This is a genomic window from Nocardia sp. NPDC050712 (assembly GCF_040654295.1).
Taxonomy (GTDB): Bacteria; Actinomycetota; Actinomycetes; order Mycobacteriales; family Mycobacteriaceae; genus Nocardia.
Window position 1 is genome coordinate 445654 of the sequence record NZ_JBFAHT010000004.1, and the last position, 20629, is coordinate 466282.

The 20629-nt window shown below is 70.0% G+C and carries 19 protein-coding genes; 6 read left to right on the top strand and 13 right to left on the bottom strand.

What is annotated here, in order from left to right:
* Positions 1 to 39 precede the first annotated feature (39 nt).
* The 12 genes from AB0H76_RS30330 to AB0H76_RS30385 all read right to left on the bottom strand — a co-directional run bounded on the left by AB0H76_RS30330 (position 40) and on the right by AB0H76_RS30385 (position 12115).
* Positions 40 to 372: a hypothetical protein gene (locus AB0H76_RS30330; RefSeq protein WP_357330442.1), complete on the bottom strand. Its 333-nt coding sequence runs from the start codon at positions 370 to 372 to the stop codon at positions 40 to 42.
* Positions 369 to 1997 carry a helix-hairpin-helix domain-containing protein gene (locus AB0H76_RS30335; protein ID WP_357330443.1) on the bottom strand — a complete coding sequence of 543 codons (1629 nt, stop codon included), beginning with the start codon at positions 1995 to 1997 and terminating at the stop codon, positions 369 to 371. Before AB0H76_RS30335 ends, AB0H76_RS30330 begins: the two co-directional genes overlap by 4 nt.
* Before the next feature lie 334 nt (positions 1998 to 2331).
* Positions 2332 to 2985, bottom strand: coding sequence for a transcriptional repressor LexA (gene lexA, locus AB0H76_RS30340; protein WP_357330444.1), 654 nt, complete (start codon positions 2983 to 2985; stop codon positions 2332 to 2334).
* A 160-nt stretch (positions 2986 to 3145) separates the two neighbouring features.
* Entirely contained in the window at positions 3146 to 3988 is an 843-nt protein-coding gene (locus AB0H76_RS30345) for a DegV family protein (protein ID WP_357330445.1), read from the bottom strand.
* A 3-nt stretch (positions 3989 to 3991) separates the two neighbouring features.
* Entirely contained in the window at positions 3992 to 4711 is a 720-nt protein-coding gene (octT, locus tag AB0H76_RS30350) for a diglucosylglycerate octanoyltransferase (RefSeq protein ID WP_357330924.1), read from the bottom strand.
* 1033 nt (positions 4712 to 5744) lie between these two features.
* Positions 5745 to 6413: a histidine phosphatase family protein gene (locus AB0H76_RS30355; RefSeq protein ID WP_357330446.1), complete on the bottom strand. Its 669-nt coding sequence runs from the start codon at positions 6411 to 6413 to the stop codon at positions 5745 to 5747.
* A gap of 73 nt (positions 6414 to 6486) precedes the next feature.
* Positions 6487 to 6891, bottom strand: coding sequence for a ribosome silencing factor (rsfS, locus tag AB0H76_RS30360; protein ID WP_357330447.1), 405 nt, complete (start codon positions 6889 to 6891; stop codon positions 6487 to 6489).
* The gene (gene nadD, locus AB0H76_RS30365; protein ID WP_357330448.1) at positions 6888 to 7526 is read right to left on the bottom strand and encodes a nicotinate-nucleotide adenylyltransferase; all 639 of its coding nucleotides are present in this window, start codon (positions 7524 to 7526) and stop codon (positions 6888 to 6890) included. Before nadD ends, rsfS begins: the two co-directional genes overlap by 4 nt.
* 58 nt (positions 7527 to 7584) lie before the next feature.
* Positions 7585 to 8406, bottom strand: coding sequence for a hypothetical protein (locus AB0H76_RS30370; protein WP_357330449.1), 822 nt, complete (start codon positions 8404 to 8406; stop codon positions 7585 to 7587).
* 130 nt (positions 8407 to 8536) lie between these two features.
* On the bottom strand, positions 8537 to 9925 hold the full coding sequence (locus AB0H76_RS30375) for a VWA domain-containing protein (RefSeq protein ID WP_357330450.1): 1389 nt from the start codon (positions 9923 to 9925) through the stop codon (positions 8537 to 8539).
* 3 nt (positions 9926 to 9928) lie between these two features.
* A complete protein-coding gene (locus AB0H76_RS30380) occupies positions 9929 to 10810 on the bottom strand; it encodes a MoxR family ATPase (RefSeq protein ID WP_357330451.1) in 882 nt (293 codons plus the stop codon).
* 39 nt (positions 10811 to 10849) lie between these two features.
* On the bottom strand, positions 10850 to 12115 hold the full coding sequence (locus AB0H76_RS30385) for a glutamate-5-semialdehyde dehydrogenase (RefSeq protein ID WP_357330452.1): 1266 nt from the start codon (positions 12113 to 12115) through the stop codon (positions 10850 to 10852).
* Positions 12116 to 12187: 72 nt separating this feature from the next.
* Between AB0H76_RS30385 and AB0H76_RS30390 the strand changes: the two genes are divergently transcribed.
* From AB0H76_RS30390 to AB0H76_RS30410, 5 genes are all read left to right on the top strand, one after another.
* Positions 12188 to 13078 (top strand): ribokinase, encoded by an 891-nt coding sequence (locus tag AB0H76_RS30390; RefSeq protein ID WP_357330453.1) that lies wholly within the window; start codon positions 12188 to 12190, stop codon positions 13076 to 13078.
* Between the two features lie 232 nt (positions 13079 to 13310).
* Positions 13311 to 14546 (top strand): alpha-hydroxyketone-type quorum-sensing autoinducer synthase, encoded by a 1236-nt coding sequence (gene cqsA, locus AB0H76_RS30395; RefSeq protein WP_357330454.1) that lies wholly within the window; start codon positions 13311 to 13313, stop codon positions 14544 to 14546.
* Entirely contained in the window at positions 14543 to 15739 is a 1197-nt protein-coding gene (locus AB0H76_RS30400; RefSeq protein ID WP_357330455.1) for a glutamate ABC transporter substrate-binding protein, read from the top strand. The genes cqsA and AB0H76_RS30400 overlap by 4 nt, the downstream gene beginning before the upstream one ends.
* A 77-nt stretch (positions 15740 to 15816) precedes the next feature.
* Positions 15817 to 17040 (top strand): RtcB family protein, encoded by a 1224-nt coding sequence (locus AB0H76_RS30405; RefSeq protein WP_357330456.1) that lies wholly within the window; start codon positions 15817 to 15819, stop codon positions 17038 to 17040.
* A 49-nt stretch (positions 17041 to 17089) separates the two neighbouring features.
* Positions 17090 to 17578 (top strand): hypothetical protein, encoded by a 489-nt coding sequence (locus tag AB0H76_RS30410; protein WP_357330457.1) that lies wholly within the window; start codon positions 17090 to 17092, stop codon positions 17576 to 17578.
* Positions 17579 to 17581: 3 nt separating this feature from the next.
* On the opposite strand, the gene AB0H76_RS30415 is transcribed toward AB0H76_RS30410, so the two are convergent.
* Entirely contained in the window at positions 17582 to 18064 is a 483-nt protein-coding gene (locus AB0H76_RS30415) for a hypothetical protein (protein ID WP_357330458.1), read from the bottom strand.
* 213 nt (positions 18065 to 18277) lie between these two features.
* Here AB0H76_RS30415 and AB0H76_RS30420 point away from each other — a divergent pair, with 213 nt between their 5' ends.
* Complete coding sequence (locus AB0H76_RS30420) at positions 18278 to 20401, top strand: ATP-dependent DNA helicase RecQ (protein WP_357330459.1); 2124 nt, start codon at positions 18278 to 18280, stop codon at positions 20399 to 20401.
* Positions 20402 to 20629 lie beyond the last annotated feature (228 nt).

Sequence of the window (20629 nt, forward strand, 5' to 3'; positions counted from 1 at the left end):
CTGCTTCCGGCGCTGGCTCGACTGCCGCATCCCGAACGGTCATCCGGTCACCATCCGCAGTCGGCACTGCGCGGCCGGTCGTTCCGCAGGCCCGCGAGGTCTGGTGACGCCGTAGGTGAATTCCCCTCTCTGCGAATGGTCTTCGTGCCCCATCGGGTCCAAGTCGTCTGCCGTCCGCACGGCAGCGGTGGCGCTGCAAACCGGCACAGGAACGGGTTCCACCGCGGCAGCGGAAGTCACGTTGGTTCGGAGGACCGCAGAGGCCGCATCCGCCGCGAACAGCAGGACCGTGCACCACAGGGCGATCCCGGTCATCAGCGCGCGGATCAGCCGCCAGCGGAGAATTCCCAACGTCGCCAGTGATCGGGTCATATCCGCACCAGGTCGCGGAGGCGGGCCAGGCGGGCGGGGCCGATGCCGTCCACTTCGGCCAGTTGGGCGATGTCGGTGAAGGAACCGTTGGTTGAGCGCCAAGTGACGATGGCGCGGGCGGTCACCGGGCCGACGCCCGGAAGCGCGTCGAGCTCGGGTTCTGTGGCGGTATTGAGGTTGATACGGGTTGCGGGGGTTGGGGCGCCTGCTGCGACCGCGGGCGTTGTCGGGTTGCGGTCGGCTGAATTGATTGTGCCGCTGCCGAGTTGGGGAGTGCCGGGGGTTGCATTGCGGGCGGGGCCGACCATGACCTGGTCGCTGTCGAGGAGGCGCTGGGCCAGGTTGAGGCCGGCGAGGTCGGCATCGGGAGTCGAGCCGCCGGCCGCGGCGAGGGCGTCCGCTACTCGGGAACCGTTAGGGAGGCGGACGAGGCCGGGGCGGTGAACGAGGCCGACGACGCTGACAACCAGTTCGTTCGCGGCGGTTGGGGCTGGGGTGTTCGGCCGGTCTTCGACCGGTGATCCGGCGGCAGCCGAGGGCGCGGCGATAGTTGCCGTACGGAGGGCGGGCAGGGGCGGAACCGGTTGTGCGACCGGACGTTCCCGCAGGATCACCACGGTCGCGATGGCGAGGGCGAGGATTCCGACCGCCGCGAACGTCAGGACGCCACGGCGTCCCGGATCCACGCGGGCACCACGAAACCGGCTCGGTATCAGCCGATCCCAGGGACTCGACTGCGGCTGCGCCTGACGCAGCCAGCCAGGTGCGACGACCTCGCCAGGCTCGAGGTCCTCGGCAGGCATCTCGTCGAGATCCCAGAGCCCCAGCTCCTCCGCCCGATCATCCAGATCCCGGCATTCTCGTATGCCGGAGTTGCCGGGCCCACCGCCCCGCCGGGCATTCGAGCCGTTCCTGGCACCACGCTGTCCGGCGTCCGAATCATCGCGATCGCCACGCCTTCCCGCGGCGGAGCCGTTCAACGCCCGGCGGTGCCCACCACCAACCGAGCCCTTCCCACCACGGCGCTGCCCCGCGCCGAGTTCGTTCAGATCGCCGCACTGCCGAGTATCCAACTCGCCCAGGTCTTCACCCGACCCTGCATCGGAGTCGGTCGAATCTCGGCGGTAGCCACCGGCGACCGGACCCGTCAGCTCACGGCGCTGCCCCGCGCTGGGTTCGTTCAGATCGCCGCACTGCCGAATTTCCAACTCGTCCAGGTCTTCGCCCGACCCCGCATCGGAGTCGCTCGAATCTCGGCGGTAGCCACCGGCGACCGGACCCGTCAGCTCACGGCCCGGCCCGGTGTGGGATTCGTTCAGATCGCAGCACTGCCCAGCGTTCGAGCGGCCCGAATCGTCGCTCGGTGCGCCGGGGTCGTTCGGATCCGAGCGCGGCGGATTGCTTGCGCGCAGGTCCGATTGCCGATCGTCGATGGACGCCCCAGCTGATCGAACCTGCTCGAGTACGGGACCATCGACAGGCTTGTCGTCCGCTCGGGCAGTGGGGTGGCGGTGCCGCTCGCCGCGGGGTTTCCGTGACGAATTGCGAGGCGCTACCGCGCCGAACCTTTCGGGTCCGGTCGAGCGACTGGTAGCCACCGACTCGGCCGAGCGGCCCGTGCCCACCGCTTCCGTTGAGCGGACATACCGCTTGCCGCACGAGGCGGCGGCGGTTCGTGGGGTCCAGGAACGGTTGCGGGGGTCCGAGATGGTGGGGAGGCCGGCGGTGCGGCTGGCGTCTACTCGGGCGGTTAGGGCTCCGAGTCGGCGCCGGATGCGTTCGCGTTCGTCATGTCGGGGCATGGGCGCGACGGTACGGAGGTGGATGCTCGGCGGAGCGGCGGTGAGCTGGGGTTTTGGCGAGGCTGGGGATAACCGGAAAATTGTGGATAAGTGCGCCGGTTTTCAGGCGGCGCAGTGTGATTCGGGTGACGCAACGAGCAGGTCAGACGGTGTGTTGTTAGACGCGCCGCATGACGGAAACGACTTTTCCGAGGACTTCGGCCTTGTCGCCGTCGATGACGTCGTAGGCCGGGTTCCGGGGTTCCAGGTAGACGTGGCCGTTGCGACGGCGGTAGACCTTGACGGTGGCTTCGCCGTCGATCATGGCGGCGACGATTTCACCGGAGTGCGCTTCGTGCTGCTGGCGGATCACCACGAGGTCGCCGTCGCAGATGGCGGCGTCGATCATGGAGTCGCCGCGCACACGCAGGCCGAAGACGGCGCCGCGGCCGACGAGGTCGCGCGGCAGGGTGAGGGTGTCGTCGGCGTGTTCCTCGGCGAGAATCGGGGTGCCGGCGGCGATGTCGCCGAGGACGGGAACCGTGACGGAGTCGCCGGATTCGGTGCGCGCGGGGTCCGCCTGGAGGAACATGCGGACGTCGATCGGGCGGGACATGGTCGCGCTGCGGCGCAGAAAACCGCGGTCCTCCAGGCTTTTCAGGTGCTTGGACACCGAGGAGGCCGACCGGAGGCCCACCGCGTCGCCGATCTCCCGGGTGTTCGGCGCGTAGCCATGTCGCTGCACCCAATCCCGGATGGTGGCGAGGATCTGATGCTGGCGCGGGGGCAGCGTCGACGTGTCGAGGTGGTCGTAGTCGTCGTATCCGGTCACCCGCGAATCCTAAAGGCCGCCGCCCGGTTCCAGCGCCAGCCCCACCCGCCGAGTCGCCGCTTCAGCAGAAATCGCAAGTCCGCGACCGGGGCCACGCAGCCGCGGGGTCAGCGTGTGGCGGCGATGCGGGCGGCTTGACTGCGGCGGGCAACAGCGAATGTCAGCCGCACCCGCCGGGGACCACGAGCACACCGACCGCGCCGGCCCCGAGATGAACACCGAGTGCGGGACCGAACTCGGTGATGATGAGCTCCCGGATTCCGGGCACGGTCTCGCGCAGTTGCGCGGCAAGGGTTTCCGCGCCGTCCGGTGCGCCGAGATGCTGCACCCCGATCGCCGCGCCGTCGTCGCCTGCGGCGTCCACCACGGCCGCAACGAGTTTCGCGTAGGCCTTGGAGCGGGTGCGCACTTTTTCGCGCAGTTCGAGCTTGCCGCCCACGATCTGCAGCAGCGGTTTGGTGACCAGCTCGCTGCCGAAAAACGCTGCGGCACTGCTCAGTCGGCCGCCGCGCCGCAGCTGCTCGGTGCGGTTGACCAGGATGAATGTGCGCGCCCGGCCCGAGGTGGCCTCGGCGGTATCGAAGACGATGTCCAGCTCCGCGCCGGAGCGGGCCCGGCGCGCGGCCGCGAGCGCGGGCAGCCCGGTCGCCAATCCCGCGCCGAGCGAATCGACGAGGCGGATCCGATCGGCCGCGTCCATATCACGCACGGCCTGCCGGCCGGCCTCCCAGGTGCCCGACAGCTGGCGCGAAATGTGCACGGCGACAACGCCGTCGCCGCCACTGCGGGCGAGCGCCGCCTCGTAGACCTCGCACATCTCACCCGGCGCGGGCGCCGAGGTGGTCACCGTGTCGGCGCTGTAATCGATGTCGATGGGATCGACGCCCTCGCGCACCGCCCGGTCACCGACCAGGACATGGAGCGGGATGACATCGATGTCCAGCTCGGCGACGAGTGCGGCAGGCAGGCTTGCGGACGAATCGGTGACGACCACGACGGCCACGGACTACCGAACCTCCTGCAAGGTCTTCACCATCGCGTTCGCCACCGCGGTATGCCCGGCCCAGCCCCAGTGGATGCCGTCCGGGTTCGCGTCGTCGGAGAAGATGTTCTCCCGCACGGCCTCACCGAGGTCGACCAGCGGCACCGAGGTGCGCGCGGACCACGCTTGCAGCGCCTTGACCAACCGCGGACGTCCGCGGTGCACGCGCCCGTAGGCGGCGCAATTGTGCACCGAGGGCAGCACACCGACGAACGGCAGTTCAGGCCGCAACTGCGCCAGGGCTTCTCGCGACTGCTCCAGGTAGTCGACGCTGACGCGCGGCGGCAAGGCCAGGCGGCGGCCGACTTTCGACAGCTTGGGTTGCAGCCAGTTGTAGGTGGACCGCACGACCCGGCGCAGACCGGGCGGGCGGATGTAGCGGATCTGTTCGCGCAGCGCGGTCGGCAGCGGCGACGGCAGGCTGTCCATCCCGCCGACGGCGAAGACCACCGCGCCGGCGTTGGGCACCGCGGCCCAGATGCGGGGATCACCGATCAGCGCCCAGTAGGCGTCGCGGCAGGTCCAGCCGATCCGGCCGACCAACTCGACATCCCAATCGAGTTCGGCGGCAACCAGGTTCGGCCAGATCCGGGGATCGTCGGCGGGCAGGCCGCCCTTGGGGCCGAAGTAGGACAGGGAGTCGGCGACCACCAGCAGCACGGGCCGCTTGGCGGGCTTCTCCACTACCGCGGTGTCGGCCGCGGGCGCTACGACGGCGGATGCCGCGGTGGCGGGCTGGGTTTCGGCGGCGGGGACGACCAGTTCGGTCGTTGCCGGAGCGGGCTCGGTTTCGACCGGAGCCACCAGATCGGTTGCGGCCGTGGCTTCCACCGAGGCCGTATCGGTCGCCGCGTCGACGGCCACCGGGGACAGCGCTGTGGTGTCCGCTGTAGGCGCAGAGTCGGTTTGCACCGAAGCGACCGGGTTGGTGTCAGGCGGAGTCACCGGCTCGGATTCCACCGGCGTCGCCGGCTCGACATCCACCGCCCCTGCAGCAGCAGGAGTCGCCGGTTCGGTACCAGCCGAGGCAACCGGCTCTGTACCGACCGAAGCCACCGATCCAGCACTGGCCGAAGCCACCGATCCAGCACTGGCCGAAGCCACCGATCCGGTACCGGCCGGAGCCGCCGACTCAGTACCAGCCGGAGTCACCGATTCGGTACCAGCCGAAGTACCCGGCTCAACATCCACCGCCGCAAGCGACTCGGGATCGGCCGGAATCACCGGCTCGGCATCACCCGAAGCCACCGACTCACTATCCGCCGCCGAACCCGGATCGGATTCCGCGGGATCCGAGAGCTCGGCCGCGGCGACAACGGCTTCCGCCGCCGCCACTGCCTCAGCACCCGAATCATCAGCGCTCGCAGCTTCTTCCGCAGGCTCGGCGGCCACGGCCGCGACAGTCGACTCCTCCGACGCCACGTCGACCGCATCGGTCTGCTCGCCGGCCGTTTCCGGCGCGGACTCTTCGGCCGCGGGCTCGACCACCTTCGGCGTGGGCGCCGGGCCGAACAGCGCGTCCGGCAGCTGCCGGTCCGCCTTGGCCGTCACCCGCTTGAACAGCTCGTCGGGCACCGACTTGATCGGTTCCTCGGGGTCTACCTTCTTCTTCGGCTTCGCCCCGGGGGCGGGGCCGAACAGGGCGTCAGGGAGTTGTCGCTCGGCCTTGGCTGTGACCTTCTTGAACAACTCGTCCGGTACCGATTTGATCGGCTCTTCAGAGGACATCGGGAGCTACCTTCGCCGCTGCGTTCCACACATCGAGGCGCCAGCCGGGCTGGTCGATGCCTGGACCGTGGCTGCTCAGTTGCACCCAGCTGGTATTGGCCAGCCCGCCGAGGGCGGGCCAGTTCTGTGGCGGCAAGTCGAGCAGCGCGGCCGTAAGGGCGGCGATCAGCCCGCCGTGCGCAACCAGGATGATAGTCCGGCCGGGCCAATCCTGTCGCTCGGAGAACAATTCCCGCACCACGGGCAGCGCCCGCGCACCCACCTCGAGTTTGCTTTCGCCGTTCGGCGGCCGGTAGGCGGCGTCCAGCCGCCAGGCCACGCGCGCGCCGGGGTAGTCGGCGTCGACTTCCAGGTGGGTCAGACCCTCCCAGTCGCCGAGGTGGGTCTCGCGCAGGCGCGGATCCAGCTCCACCGGCACACCGTTGTGCTCGGACAGCGCGAGCGCAGTGTCGTGGGCCCGGCGCAGATCGGAGGCGACGACGGCGATCGCGTTACGCGACACCAGCTCTCGGGCCGCCTCTTTGGCCTGCCTGCGGCCGAGTTCGGTGAGATCGGTGTCGATCTGCCCCTGCATCCGGTCCGCGGCGTTCCACTCGGTCTGCCCGTGCCGCAACAGAATCAGTGTGCGCACACCGGCCTGTCTCCATGCTCGGCTCATGCCCGCGCCTCGCCGGCGCTCGTCTCCGGCATGTGCCGTGCCCGCTGGCGCATGGTTCGCTCGCTGCGCTCACTCACTCGTCCGCGTCCGCCTCTTCCGCACCATTGGCCCGGGGATCGCCGAGGCCGTCGACCGGTACGACCGGGCAGTCCTTCCACAGACGCTCCAGCGCATAGTAATTGCGCTCGTCGTTGTGCTGGACGTGCACGACCACGTCGACGTAGTCCAGCAGCGCCCAGCGACCCTCGCGGGTGCCTTCGCGGCGGACCGGCTTGTGCCCGGCCTCGCGCAGCTTGTCCTCGATGTTGTCGACGATCGCGTTGACCTGGCGCTCGTTCGGCGCGGAGGCGATGACGAAGCAGTCGGTGATCACCAGCTGCTCGGAGACGTCGAGCACCACCACGTCGGATGCCAGCTTCTCGTCTGCCGCGCGCGCGGCGACCTGCGCCATCTCAACCGCTTCGACCGATGCCGTCACTTGGCTACCTTCCGTTCCGCGGGCTCATACAGGCTCCGCTTCGATATGTATTGCACTACGCCGTCCGGGACCAGGTACCAGACCGGCCGGCCTTCGGAGGCGCGGCGACGGCATTCGCTGGACGAGATCGACAGGGCGGGAATTTCGATCATGGTCACCGCGTCCGCCGGGAGGTCCCGCAGATGCTCGGTCAGATGATCGGTGTTCAGCTCGTACCCCGGCCTGCTCACCCCGACGAACTTGGCCAGTTCGAACAGTTCGGCCCAATCCTGCCATGTGAGGATGTTGGACAGTGCGTCCGCACCGGTGATGAAGTACAGCTCGGCGTCCGGGTGCTGTGCGCGCATCTCGCGCAGGGTGTCCACGGTGTAGGTCACCTTGCCGCGATCGATGTCGGCGCGACTGACCGAGAAGCGCGGATTCGAGGCGGTCGCGATGACCGTCATCAGGTAGCGATCCTCGGCCGCGCTGACTTGGCGATCGGCCTTCTGCCAGGGCTGCCCGGTCGGCACGAAGATGACTTCGTCCAGGTCGAAACGGTCCTGGACCTCGCTGGCGGCTACCAGGTGGCCGTGGTGGACGGGGTCGAACGTGCCGCCCATCACCCCTAGTTTGCGCCGCCGTGTTTTCTGCATGAATGACGACTTTAGCGCCCGCGCGAGGGGCCGCGTCGCCCGCGCGGGCGGTCGCGGGCTACTGCTCGGCCATGTCCGCCAGCTGCCGGCGGGTATTGCTCAGTTCGATGCGGACCACCGCCGAGGGCGCGGTGCGTTCGAGGTGTTCGAGTTCGGTCAGCAGCTCGCGCATCGCTGCCGGTCCGCCGGGGGCGGTGGGGTCACTCCAGAACTCCAGCCAGGCGGCGGATCGGACGCACCGCGCTCTTTTGCTCATCTGACCGAGTTCGCGCCACAGCTGCGCGGCTTGCCGGTAGATGTCGCGGGCCTGGTCGTCGGCGCCGCCGGAATCCAGGGCCGAGGCGGCCGACCAGGTCAGCTCGGCCTGTAGCTCCAGCCGCGCGGTGTCTTGGCGGGCCAGGCGGGCACCCGCCAGAAACTGCCGCGCCGCCTCCAGGTGCCGTCCCAGCAGCTTCAGCGAGCGGCCGTACTGTCCGTGCACCAGGGCCATCTCCGCGGGCGGGTACGGCGCCTCCCCCGCGCTGAGCGGTCCCGCGAACGCCGCGGCCGCCTCGCCGTGCCGTCCGGCCCGGTGCAGGGCGCGGGCGGCGACGAAGGTCAGGTGCACCGTGTCCGGATCGGAAATCCCCGCCCAGCGCGCCGCCGCCGCCTGCGCGGCCTCGGCGAGCTCGAGCTCGCGCCCCTGCTGCGCCGACATCACCATCACCAACTGCGAACTCAGCCGCGCCAGATGCTCGGCCGGCAGCGCCCCCGCCCCGCACGAAAGTGCCTGCCGCAGATACCGTTCCGCGTCCCCCGGCTGATCGAGCAATCGCATTGCCGCCAGCTCGGCCAGCCGCGCCGCCTCGTCCGCGCAGCCCCCCTGCTCACCGATCGGCACGGAGCACCCGCTGCCGCGCGAAAACCACTCGCCCCATGGACAGTTCGCCTGGCGGCGTTCTCATCACCATGGGTGCGGATCATGATCCGCTCCGCCAATGGTTCCCTTAACGAATACTGATACCGCGGTCTCAGACCGGCAGTAGCCGGGAGACCACCTCGGTGAGCTGGCGGGCCGAGCGGCATTCGTGCATCTCGATCACCTGGGCGTACTTGTCGGAGGCGGAATCGCCGGAGCCCCACTGGGATCGGGGTTCGGGGTTGAGCCAGTGCGCGTGCTTGGCGGTGCCGGCCAGGGTGCGCAGGATCTCGAGTTCGGGATCGCGGTAGTTGGTGCGGGCGTCGCCGAGGACGAGCAGGGAGCTGCGGCTGGTGACCGCCTCGGGGTAGCGGCGGGCGAAACTGGCCAGCGCGTTGCCGTAGTCGGAGTGCCCGTCCAGGCCGACCACCCCGGACTCGGTGAAGATCCGGGTCATCGCCTGATCCAAAGGCGTCTGCGGGTCGAAGAATTGGGTGACCTCGTCGACCTGATCGACGAAGGCGAAGATGCGCACGCGGGAGAACTGTTCGCGCAGCGCGCTCACCAGCAGCAGGGTGAAACTGCTGAAGCCCGCGACCGAACCCGAGACATCGCACAGCAGAACCAGTTCCGGGCGGCCGGGCCGCGGTTTGCGGCTGACCAGATCGATGGGCACGCCGCCGGTGGACATGGAACGGCGCAGTGTCTTCCGGAGATCGATCTCGCCGCGGCGAGAGTGCCTGCGGCGCACCGCGAGCCGGGAGGCCAGGATGCGGGTCAGGCGCTGGGTGCTGAACTTGAGCTCGGTCAGTTCGCGCTCGGAGGCCCGCAGGAAGTCGACGTCCTCGGCTTGGCGGGCGACGCCGTACCCGGCGACGCGTTCGCGGCCGATGCGTTCGGCGACGCGCCTGCGCGTCTCGGCTTCGACCGCGGTGCGGAAACCGTCGATCCGCTGCCGGGCGGCGCGCCGGGCGATCTCGGTGTCGAACGCGCTGTCGCCCGGGCCGTTCGCCAGTCCGGCCAGGATTTTCGCCAGCAGCGTCTGCGGCTGTACTTCACGCAGCGCCTGATACGCGGAGAACGAGGGCCCCTGCGCGGACTGGTACTGGCCGAGCTGCTCCACGAGCTGGGCGGCCACCTGCTCCAGCCGCTCCGAAGCGTCCTCTTGGGCAAGCAGCTCCGCCAGCAACTCACGCAGGGCCGCGATGTCGATGTCGCCGGTGGGCGTGCGGGGCAGATCGGTGTCCTCGACAGAGCTGCGCTGCCCGATGGCCACCGGGAACCAGAGATCGAACAGCCCGTCGAAGGTGGGGCGATGGGTGGTGCGGCGCAGCAGCGCGCACGCCAGCCCTTCACGCAGCACGTCGCGGTCCATCAGATCCAGCACCGTGACCACCTGGCCGGCGTCCACCGTCTCCGATGGGCCGACCGGAATCCCCCGCGCCCGCAGCGCCTCGACGAACCCGACCAGATGACCGGGCAGCCCGTGCGGAGCCTCCACGGCTCAGGCCAGTTTCAGTTCGGCCAGCGCGCGCTGGTGGTCGGCCTGGTGCTTGAGCACCACCCCGAGGGTGGCGCGCACGGTGGCGTCGTCCATGTCCTTCATGCCGAGCGCGAGCAGCGTGCGGCCCCAGTCGATGGATTCGGCGACCGAGGGCAGCTTCTTCAGCTGCATCCCGCGCAGCACGTGCACGATCCGCACCAGCTGCGCGCTGACGGCGGCCGAGAGCTCGGGCACCCGGCTGGCCAGGATGCGGCGCTCGAGCTCCTCGTCCGGGAAGTCCAGGTGCAGATAGAGGCAGCGGCGCTTCAGCGCTTCCGACAGCTCGCGGGTGGCGTTGGAGGTCAGCACCACGAACGGCTTCCGGGTCGCGGTGATGGTGCCCAGCTCCGGGACGGTGACCGCGAAATCGCTGAGCACCTCCAGCAGCAGACCCTCGATCTCGACGTCGGCCTTGTCGGTCTCGTCGATCAGCAGCACCGTCGGATCGGCGCGGCGGATGGCGGTCAGCAGCGGCCGCGAGAGCAGGAACTCCTCGGTGAAAACGTCGGCCTTGGTTTCCTCCCAGTCGTTCTCACTGGAGGCCTGGATGCGCAGGATCTGCTTGGCGTGGTTCCACTCGTAGAGCGCCCGCGCCTCGTCCACACCCTCGTAGCACTGCAACCGCACCAGCTCCGCGCCCGCGGTCTGCGCGACCGCGCGCGCCAGCTCGGTCTTGCCGACACCGGCGGGGCCCTCGATCAGCAGCGGCTTGCCGAGCCGGTCGGCGAGGAACACCGACGTCGCCGTCGCCTTGTCCGCCAGATAGCCGGTGCTCGCCAGCCGGTCGATCACATCCTCGACCGAGCTGAAGATCGGCTCCTGAACAGCGCTTTCGGCGCCCATACGATGTCCTTCCTGCAAACTCTCGTCCCACGCTACGGGCTAGACCGGACGGACCTGTCCGTCACCCCAGACAATCCACTTGGTGGAGGTCAGCTCCGGCAGGGCCATCGGCCCGCGCGCGTGCAGCTTCTGCGTGGAGATGCCGATCTCGGCGCCGAAGCCGAACTGCTCGCCGTCGGTGAACGCGGTCGAGGCGTTGACCATCACGGCCGCCGCGTCCACCCGGTTGGTGAACTCGCGCGCCGCCGCCAGATCGGCGGTGACGATGGCCTCGGTGTGCCCGGTGCCCCAGGTGTTGATGTGCTCGACGGCCGCGTCCAGATCGGCGACGACCTTGAGCGCGATGTCGAGGGTGAGGTACTCCTCGCCCCAATCCTTGTCGTCGGCGGGCACCAGGCCGGGCAGGTCGCCGTGCACGGTGACGCCGTGCTTCTCCAGCGCCTCGATCAGCTTGGGCACCGCGACGGTCGCGATGGCGTCGTCGATCAGGACCGTCTCGGCGGCGTTGCAGACGCTGGGGCGGCGGGTCTTGGCGTTGATCAGGATCTGCTCGGCCATCTCCAGATCGGCCGCGGCGTGCACGTAGACGTGGCAGTTGCCGGTGCCGGTCTCGATGGTGGGCACCTGCGCGTCCCGGACGACGGCGTTGATCAGGCCGGCGCCGCCGCGCGGAATGACCACGTCGACCAGGCCGCGCGCCTGGATCAGGTGGGTGACGCTGGAACGGTCGTGGCTGGGCAGCAGCTGCACCGCGTCGGCCGGAATACCCTGGGCGGCAAGCGCTTCCCGCAGCACCGCGACCAGGGCCGCGTTCGAGTTCGCGGCCGAGGACGACCCGCGCAGCAGGGCGGCGTTGCCCGACTTCAGCGCCAGGCCGAACGCGTCGACGGTGACGTTCGGGCGGGCCTCGTAGACCATGCCGACGACGCCGAGCGGCACCCGCGTCTGCCGGATCTCGAGGCCGTTGGGCAGGGTGGACCCGCGCACCACGACACCGACCGGGTCCGGCAGCCCCGCCACCTGGCGCAGGCCCGAGGCGATGCCGTCGATGCGCGCCTTGGTCAGCCGCAGCCGGTCCAGCAGGGATTCCTCGGTGCCGGCCGCCTGCGCCGTCGCGATGTCCTCGGCATTGGCCGCGAGCAGGGTGTCGGCCGCGGCCAGCAGCGCGTCGGCCGCGGCGTGCAAGGCGTCGTTCTTCTGCGCGGTGGTCAGCTGGGCCAGTGCCCTGGACGCGACGCGAGCCTTTCGCGCGGCGTCGCGAACCACCTCGCGGGTATCGATCTCGGTCGTCGTTCCTGCACTCATGGGGTACAGCCTACTAACCGGACCGCCACGGAAGCACGGCGGATATCGGGCCTCGGGACTACCGTCGCGGGCATGACGCAGCCGCCGAAGGTCGCCGTGCTCGGCAGTATCAATATGGATCTGGTCTGTACGACCGAGCACCGGCCGGAGCCGGGCGAGACGGTCCTGGGCACCGGGTTCACCATGGTGCCCGGCGGCAAGGGCGCGAACCAGGCGATCGCGGCGCGGCGGTCCGGGGCGACGGTGCAGTTCCTCGGCGCGCTCGGCCGGGATCTGTTCGCGCCGCGCCTGCGCGAGGTGCTCACCGATTCCGGCGTGGACGCGGCGCGGCTGCGGTCGCTGCCGGGTGCGAGCGGGGTCGCCTCGATCGTGGTCGAGGCGGGCGGGGAGAACACCATCATCGTGACGCCCGGCGCGAACGGGCAGTTCCGTGAGCTCGACGCGGATGATCTGGCGGCCGTCGCGGACGCCGATATCCTGCTGTGCCAGTTGGAGATTCCGGTCGAGACGGTCGCCGCCGCGGCCCGGCACGCCCGCGCGCACGGGACCGTGGTGCTGCTGAATCCGTCGCCGGTGCGCGAACTGCCCGCCGAGCTCTGGGGCGATATCGAGGTGGCCGTGGTGAATTCGGGCGAGGCGCGGCGGTTGGGCGCGGCGCTGGCGGCCGTGCCACACGTCATCACCACGCGGGGCGCGGACGGCGCGGCCTATCGCGGGCCGGACGAGGAGGTCCATGTCCCGAGCCCGAAGGTCCGGGTGGTCGACACCACGGGCGCGGGCGACGCGTTCACCGGCGCGCTGGCGGCGGCCTGGCAACGCGGACCGGAGCGGGCGCTGGCCTGGGCGTGTGCGGCGGGTGCGCTGGCGGCCACCCAGCTCGGGGCGAGCGCCTCGATTCCGGATGCGGCGGCTATCGCGGGGTTGCTCGGGAACACGAATGCAGAAGCGACCGGTAGGTATTAAAGCGGATTCGAATACCCTTCCGTCCCATCCGTTTCGAGGTCAACCGACCAGTCTCCGAAAACCGGTCTCGGGAATCGATTAGGTGCCCATAAATTCGGCGGAACACCCTCCGCGCGCGAGCACCGGTGGTTCAATCACACGCGATGCTCCATGTTTGCCGCAGCGCGCAGCGTCGCCGATCGGGGTGGTGATCGGCGGACGGGCGGGCCTAGACAGTGAAGGGAGTTCGTCCGTGATTCCCACCATCCCCGACCGTGTGCAGAGCCGGGTCGACCGCTTCTCCTTCGGCCGGGTGGTCGGCGAATGGGGTGGCCGGCATTTGCTCCAGGGGCTGCCACCCGGTCCGGACGCGATCTTGCTCGACAGCAACGACTACCTGGGGCTCGCGGGTGACCAGCGCATCACCGAGGCGATGTGCACGGCGCTGGCCGCGGGCGGAGGCCGATTCATCCCGGGCGCCTTCGTGCCGGGCGAGCATCCGCAGATCATCGTCGAGCGCGCGTTAGCTGATCATATGCGGGCACCCGCCGGTATTCTCTGCCAAACCGGCTGGGACGCGAATGTCGGTCTGCTGCAGACGATTGCCGACCCACGCACCCCGGTATACGTCGACAGCCTGGCGCATCTGTCGATGTGGCACGGCGCGAAAGTCGCAGGGGCCCCGATCCATCCGTTCCGGCACAACTTCCCCGGCCATCTGCGCGAGGAGATCCGCACCTACGGCCCGGGCGTCATCGCGGTCGATTCCATCTACAGCACCAACGGTTCCCGCGCGCCGCTGGCCCAGCTCTGCGATCTCGCCGAGCAGACCGGCAGCCTGCTCGTCGTCGACGAGACGCGCTCGCTCGGCACCGACGGGCCGCTCGGCTCGGGTGCGGTGGCGGCGCTCGGGCTCACCGAGCGGGTGCCGTTCCGGGTCGCGAGTCTGTCCGGGGCGCTGGCCGGGCGGGCCGGCTTCGTGGCGGCCAACGGCGTGGATTTCGTCGACTACTTCCGGATGGAATCGCTGCCCGCGGCGTTCTCCTCGGCCCTGCTGCCGCACGACCTCGCCGGGATCGCCGCCGCGCTGGCCGCGGTGCGCACCGACGACTGGCGCCGGGAACGGCTCGTCGTGGTCTCCGACCGGGTCCGGCAGGCGCTGACCGCCCTGGGCTTCGAGCTGGAATCCGCGGCCGGTCACATCGTCGCGCTCCAGGCCGGACCCGACTTGCGCGCCATGGCCATTCGCGACTTCCTGGAGGCGCGCGGCATCTTCGGCTCGGTGCTCTGCCCGCCCGCCACCGCGCGGCACCGCACCGTGGTGCGCCTGTGCCTGCACGCCGCTCTGAGCGACACCGACGTCGACCGAATCATCCAGGCTTGCCAGGAGGTTCGGGACACCTTCGGCACCGTGCCGCCCGCGCCCGCCCCTCGGACCGCGCCCATCCCGAAGCAATCCGCCGTCCAGACAGGAGAGTCGACTCGATGAAGCGCTCGATCCTCGCGGTCACCCTGGTGGCCGGCCTGCTGGGGGTCTCCTGCTCCGGATTCGAGGTCGGCGCACCGGAATACGTGGTCGGCATCAAATTCGACCAACCCGGTCTGTCACTCATGCGGGACGGGCGGCCGCGCGGGTTCGACGTGGAGATCGCGCACTACATCGCCGCGCACCTGGGCACCGCGCCCGGCGAGATCACCTGGGTGGAGGCGCCGCCGAGCCGGCGCGAGGAGCTCTTGCGCGGCGGGGACGTGGATTTCGTCGTGGGGTCCTACTCCATCACCGCCGAGCGACTGCGGCAGGTCGCCTTCGCTGGACCGTATTTCGTTGCGGGCCAGGATCTTCTGGTCCGATCGGAGGAGACCGCCATCACCCGCCCCGAGCAGCTCGACGGCCGCACGGTGTGTACCGCCGCGGGCTCGACCGCGGCGGAGACGATCAAGAAGGACTTCGCCCGCGGCGCGAATCTGACGACGCGAGAGAACTATTCGGACTGCGTCACGGATCTGCTGGCAGGCAAGGTGGACGCGGTGACCGCCGACGACGTCATCCTGGCCGGCTATGCCGCGCAGTCGCCGGACCGGCTGCGCGTGGTCGGGCACCCCTTCACCCGCGAGCACTACGGCGTCGCGGTCCGCAAGGGCGACACCGATCTACAGGCCGAGATCACCACCGCGATCCAGGCCATGATCGACGACGGCACCTGGGCTCGCGCGGTCCGCACCCACATCGCCCCCGTGGGCTACACCCCGCTGCCCGCCCCGCCGGTGTTCACCAGCACCGGCGACCAGGCGCCGCCCGCCGACCCCGCCACCCTGGACCCCGCGCTGGTCGAGACGGTCAACCAGCTCACCGAAGCCGCCAACACCCAGCAGTGGGAAACCTTCGACGCCATGGTCTGCCCGGAGGCCGCCACGGCCGTGAGCTCCTTCGTCCTGCAGAACACCCCGCAGTACGACGACCACCTCGGCCCGGAACTCCTCGGCGCCGATTACGAACACACCACCACCGGCATCGCCCAGCACACCCCCGACTCGGCCGTGTTCCGCGCCCGCGAGACCTTCACCAACATTCCCGACAAATACCGGCACTACTTCAAGGACATCGACTACACCGGCACCATGACCCGCCGCGACGGTCAGTGGCGGATGTGCGGCCTGGCCGCCGACTTCGTCACGTCCTGACCGCCGTTTATTCGAATGCGCACCTGGTAGACGATCCCTATCGTTGATCTCGTAATCCCTGCGAAAGGATCGAGATCATGTTTCCCGTCGAGCTGCGCGGTACCCGGGCGCAGACGCTCATGTGGGCCCACGAGCACGAGGTCGAACAGGCCGCGCTGCAACAGCTGCGCAATATCGCACAGCTGGAATGGGTGCACGGCGTCCGCGTGATGCCGGACGTGCACCTCGGTAAGGGGGCCACGGTCGGGTCCGTGATCGCGATGCGGGACGCGGTGGCGCCGGCCGCGGTCGGCGTCGATATCGGGTGCGGGATGGAAAGCGTCAAGACCGACCTGACCGCCGCCGACCTGCCGGATGACCTGTGGTCGCTGCGTTCCCGGATCGAAGCGGCCGTGCCGGTGGGCTTCGCGGCGCACAAGGAAGCCGTCGACGTGCGCAAGCTCGGTGCGCGCATGGCCGCCTCGCACGGCGAGGCAGCCAAGCAGACGCGCGGCTGGCAGCAGTTCTGGGCGAGCTTCGGCGACCTCCATTCGGGCGTGCAGGCGTTGGAGTCCAAGGCGCACAAGCAGATGGGCTCCATGGGCGGCGGTAACCACTTCGCCGAGTTGTGCTTGGACACCGAGGGTTCGGTCTGGATCCTGCTGCATTCCGGCAGCCGCAACATCGGCAAGGAACTGGCCGAGCGGCACATGGCGATCGCGCGCAAGCTGGAACACAACTCGGCGCTGCCGGACCGCGATCTGGCGGTATTCCTCTCCGGGACACCGGAAATGGACGCCTACCGGCGCGACCTGTCCTGGGCCCAGGAGTTCGCCGCCCGCAACCGCGCGGTGATGCTGGCGCTGATCTGCCAGGCGGTGCGCGACGAATTCGCCGGGCGCACGGTGCGTTTCGAGGAGCCGATCTCGTGCCACCACAACTATGTGGCCGAGGAGCTGATCGATGGGGCCCCGATGCTGGTCACCCGCAAGGGTGCGGTGCGGGCGGGCGCCGGAGAGCTGGCGTTGATTCCGGGATCGATGGGCACGCGGTCGTATGTGGTGCGAGGCAAGGGAAATCCGGCCTCGTTCCAGTCGGCGTCGCACGGTGCCGGGCGGCGGATGAGCCGGAATGCGGCCAAGCGGCAGTTCACAGTCGCGGATCTGATCGCCCAGACCGAGGGCGTGGAGTCGCGCAAGGACGCGGGCGTGGTCGACGAGATCCCGGCCGCGTACAAGGACATCGACCAGGTGATCGCCGCACAGCGGGACCTGGTGGACGTGGTGGCGACCCTGCGCCAGGTGCTGTGTGTGAAGGGCTGAGCGACGGGGGCATCCGCGGGTGCCCCCGTCTCGGCCATAGGGTCAGAACGTGAAACAAGCTCGTCGGCCGTTGGCCGTGTTCGACCTGGACAACACCTTGGCCGATACCGCGCATCGGCAGCAGCACCTGGAACGGTCACCGCGCGACTGGGCGGCGTTCTTCGCGGCCGCACCGCATGATCCACCCCTGGCCGAGGGCGTGGCGCTGGTTCGGGACAGCGCCGTGGAGTGCGAGATCACCTATCTGACCGGACGGCCCGAGCGCTGCCGCACCGACACCGCGCGCTGGCTCGCCGAGCACGGGCTGCCCGAAGGGCGAATCTTCATGCGGGGCGACAACGACCGCAGGCCCGCTCGGCAGACCAAGCTCGAGGTGCTGCGCCGCCTGTCCCGCGATCGCGAGATCCGGGTGCTGGTCGACGACGACGAACTGGTGTGCGTGGCGGCCGAACGCGCCGGCTTCTCCGTCGTCCGGGCGCGGTGGGCCGATACGTCGAAAGCCTTGCAGCAGGCGCAGGAGACCGAGGGCCGGACCTGAGTCTCAGCGCCGCCGCAGGGTCGCGGCCGCGCCGGCGCCGATCAGCAGCATCCCGGTCAGAAAGACCGACCCGTTGAGCACCCAGGCGTGCACGGCCAGCAGCGTCGTGTCCGGCAGCAGCGGTAACTCGGTGAGGCGGCGGTAGGTGTCCGCGGGGAACAGGAAATAGAGAACGCCCGGCGCGATACCCCACACCAGGCCCGCGATGATCGGGCCCGCCGCGGAGTAGGCGGCCAGCCCCGCCACCAGGAGCAAAAGCACTGCACCGGAGAGGATTTGGGCAGCGGCGCCGTAGCGATCGGCGGTGTCACCCTGGGGCAGCCACCGCTGGGCGCCGGCCGCGCCGTGCGCGGCGAACCCGAGCCCGATCGGCGTGAGCACCAGGCAGAGCAGCGCGCCGATCAGGAAACGGGAGAAGCCACCGCCGGTCTGGAATTCCGCGCCGGGCGGCGTCCAGCCCGCGGCAGGCTGATATTGGTACGACATCGTTCGCCTCCCGCACACTGCCCGATCGCTGGCACGCACATTGTTACCCCCACCGCAGCGCCCCGGCTACCGCGCGCGACATCACAGCCCGTTCGGCGGCGCCCGGTCAGCCCCCTGAACACGGCACATGTCCCCCGCTCAGGCCCCGCATCGGCGGGGTCGACCCGGACGCGGCGATCTTTCCTGTCGGTCCGGTGCGGCACGATGGACCCCATGACCACCGCCCGCGACACCTCAGCGATCGATCTCACCGCGCCCGATCTGCGCGATCGCGCCGAGCAGCTGCTCCGCGAGCTGGCCGGGCCCGAGGCGCGCCTGCGCGAGGATCAGTGGACGGCCATCGAAGCGCTCGTGGTGCAGCGGCGGCGCGCGCTGGTGGTGCAGCGCACCGGCTGGGGTAAGTCGGCGGTGTATTTCATCGCGGCGAAGTTGCTGCGCGGCGCGGGCCGCGGGCCGACCGTGATCGTCTCGCCGCTGCTGGCGCTGATGCGCAACCAGGTGGCGGCCGCCGACCGCGCGGGCGTCGTCGCGGCGACCATCAACTCGGGCAACATGACCGAGTGGGACGAGATCCACCAGTCGGTGGCCGCGGGCGCGATCGACGTGCTGCTGGTCAGCCCGGAACGCTTGAACAACCCCGACTTCCGCGATCAGGTGCTGCCGAAGCTGGCCGCCGACGCCGGCCTGGTCGTGATCGACGAGGCGCACTGCGTGTCGGACTGGGGTCATGATTTCCGGCCCGACTACCGCCGGATCCGCACCCTGATCGCCGATCTCGGCTCCGAGGTGCCGGTGCTGGCCACCACCGCGACGGCCAACGACCGCGTGGTCACCGACGTCGCCACCCAGATCGGCACCGAGACGCTGGTGCTGCGCGGCACCCTGGATCGCGAGTCCCTGCATCTGTCGGTGGTCCGCTTCGACGACGCGGTGGAGCGCACCGCCTGGCTGAGCCGGCACGTGGGCGCGCTGAAGGGCTCGGGCATCGTCTACACCCTCACCGTCGCCGCCGCACACGACCTCGCCGACGTCCTGAACTCGCACGGGCACAACGTCGCCGCCTACACCGGCCAGACCGATCCGGCCGAGCGCGAGGTGCTGGAACAGGCGCTGCTGAACAACGAGGTGAAGGCGCTGATCGCCACCTCCGCGCTGGGCATGGGCTTCGACAAGCCCGATCTGGGCTTCGTCGTGCACGTCGGCGCGCCCTCCTCCCCCATCGCCTACTACCAGCAGGTCGGCCGTGCGGGCCGCGGCACCGACCGCGCCGAGGTGGTGCTGCTGCCCGGCCCGGAGGACGCCCGCATCTGGAGTTACTTCGCCTCCGTGGCCTTTCCGCGCGAGCACATCGTCCGCGCCGTGCTGGACGCGCTGGATTTCGATCGGCCCATGTCCACCGTCGCGCTGGAACCGCTGGTCGAATTGAACCGCTCCCGCCTGGAGATGGTGCTGAAGGTGCTCGACGTCGACGGCGCGGTGCGCCGGGTCCGCGGCGGCTGGCTGGCCACCGGCCAGGAGTGGACCTACGACGCCGAACGCTACGAGCGGCTCGCCGCGGCCCGCGAGGTCGAGCAGCAGGCGATGATCGACTATCAATCCACCGACGCCTGCCGGATGAACTTCCTGCGCCGCCAGCTCGACGACCCGGGTCTCGCGGCCCTCGAAGGCAATTCCGCGCGGTGCGGCCGCTGCGACAACTGCACCGGCACCCGCCCCGACACCACCGTCGACGCCGCCGACGTGGCCGCCACCCGGGCCCGTCTGGACCGCCCCGGCCTGGACCTGTCGCCGCGCAAGCAGTGGCCCACCGGTTTGGCCAAACTCGGTATCCCGTTGTCCGGCAGGATCGCCCAGGGCGCCGAGACCGGCCGCGCGCTGGGCCGGTTGACCGACCTCGGCTGGGGTCAGCGTCTGCGCGCCCTGCTCGACGCCCCCGATGATCCGATCCCCGACAACGTCTTCGACGCCTGCATCGCCGTGCTGCGCGGCTGGGACTGGACGGTCCGCCCGACCACGGTCATGGCCCTGGAGAACCCCGACTATCCCGTGCTCACCGCCACCCTCGCCGCGCGGCTGGCCGAGGTCGGCCGGCTGCACGACATGGGCACCCTGCCCGCCCGGCCGGGCCATCCGCCGGTGTCGGCGGCCAATTCGGCGCACCGGGTGGCCGGTCTGTACGACTCCTGGGACGTTCCCGACCTGTCCGGCTTGGACGGCCCGATCCTGCTGGTCGACGCGCTCACCGACACCGGCTGGACGCTGACCCTGGCCGCCCACGCGCTGCGCGCGGCCGGTGCGCCCGCCGTGCTGCCCTTCGCGCTCGCGAGCGTCACTTAGGGTCGGCTTATAACAATCCCGCCCTGGCGGATCACCAATCGGGCACAACAGGAGAATCCCGGGCCACAAACGGGAATTGACATGGCATGGACCCGAAAAAACTCGATGAATGGATGGCTGCTCGCCTGGATCGGGAGCAGTCCGCGAACTCGGCCGCCAACAGCCGATGCCCGAACAGCGGGTGCCCCCGTGCCTGGCACGGTCTGCCGTTCGGCTCCTGCGAAGGAT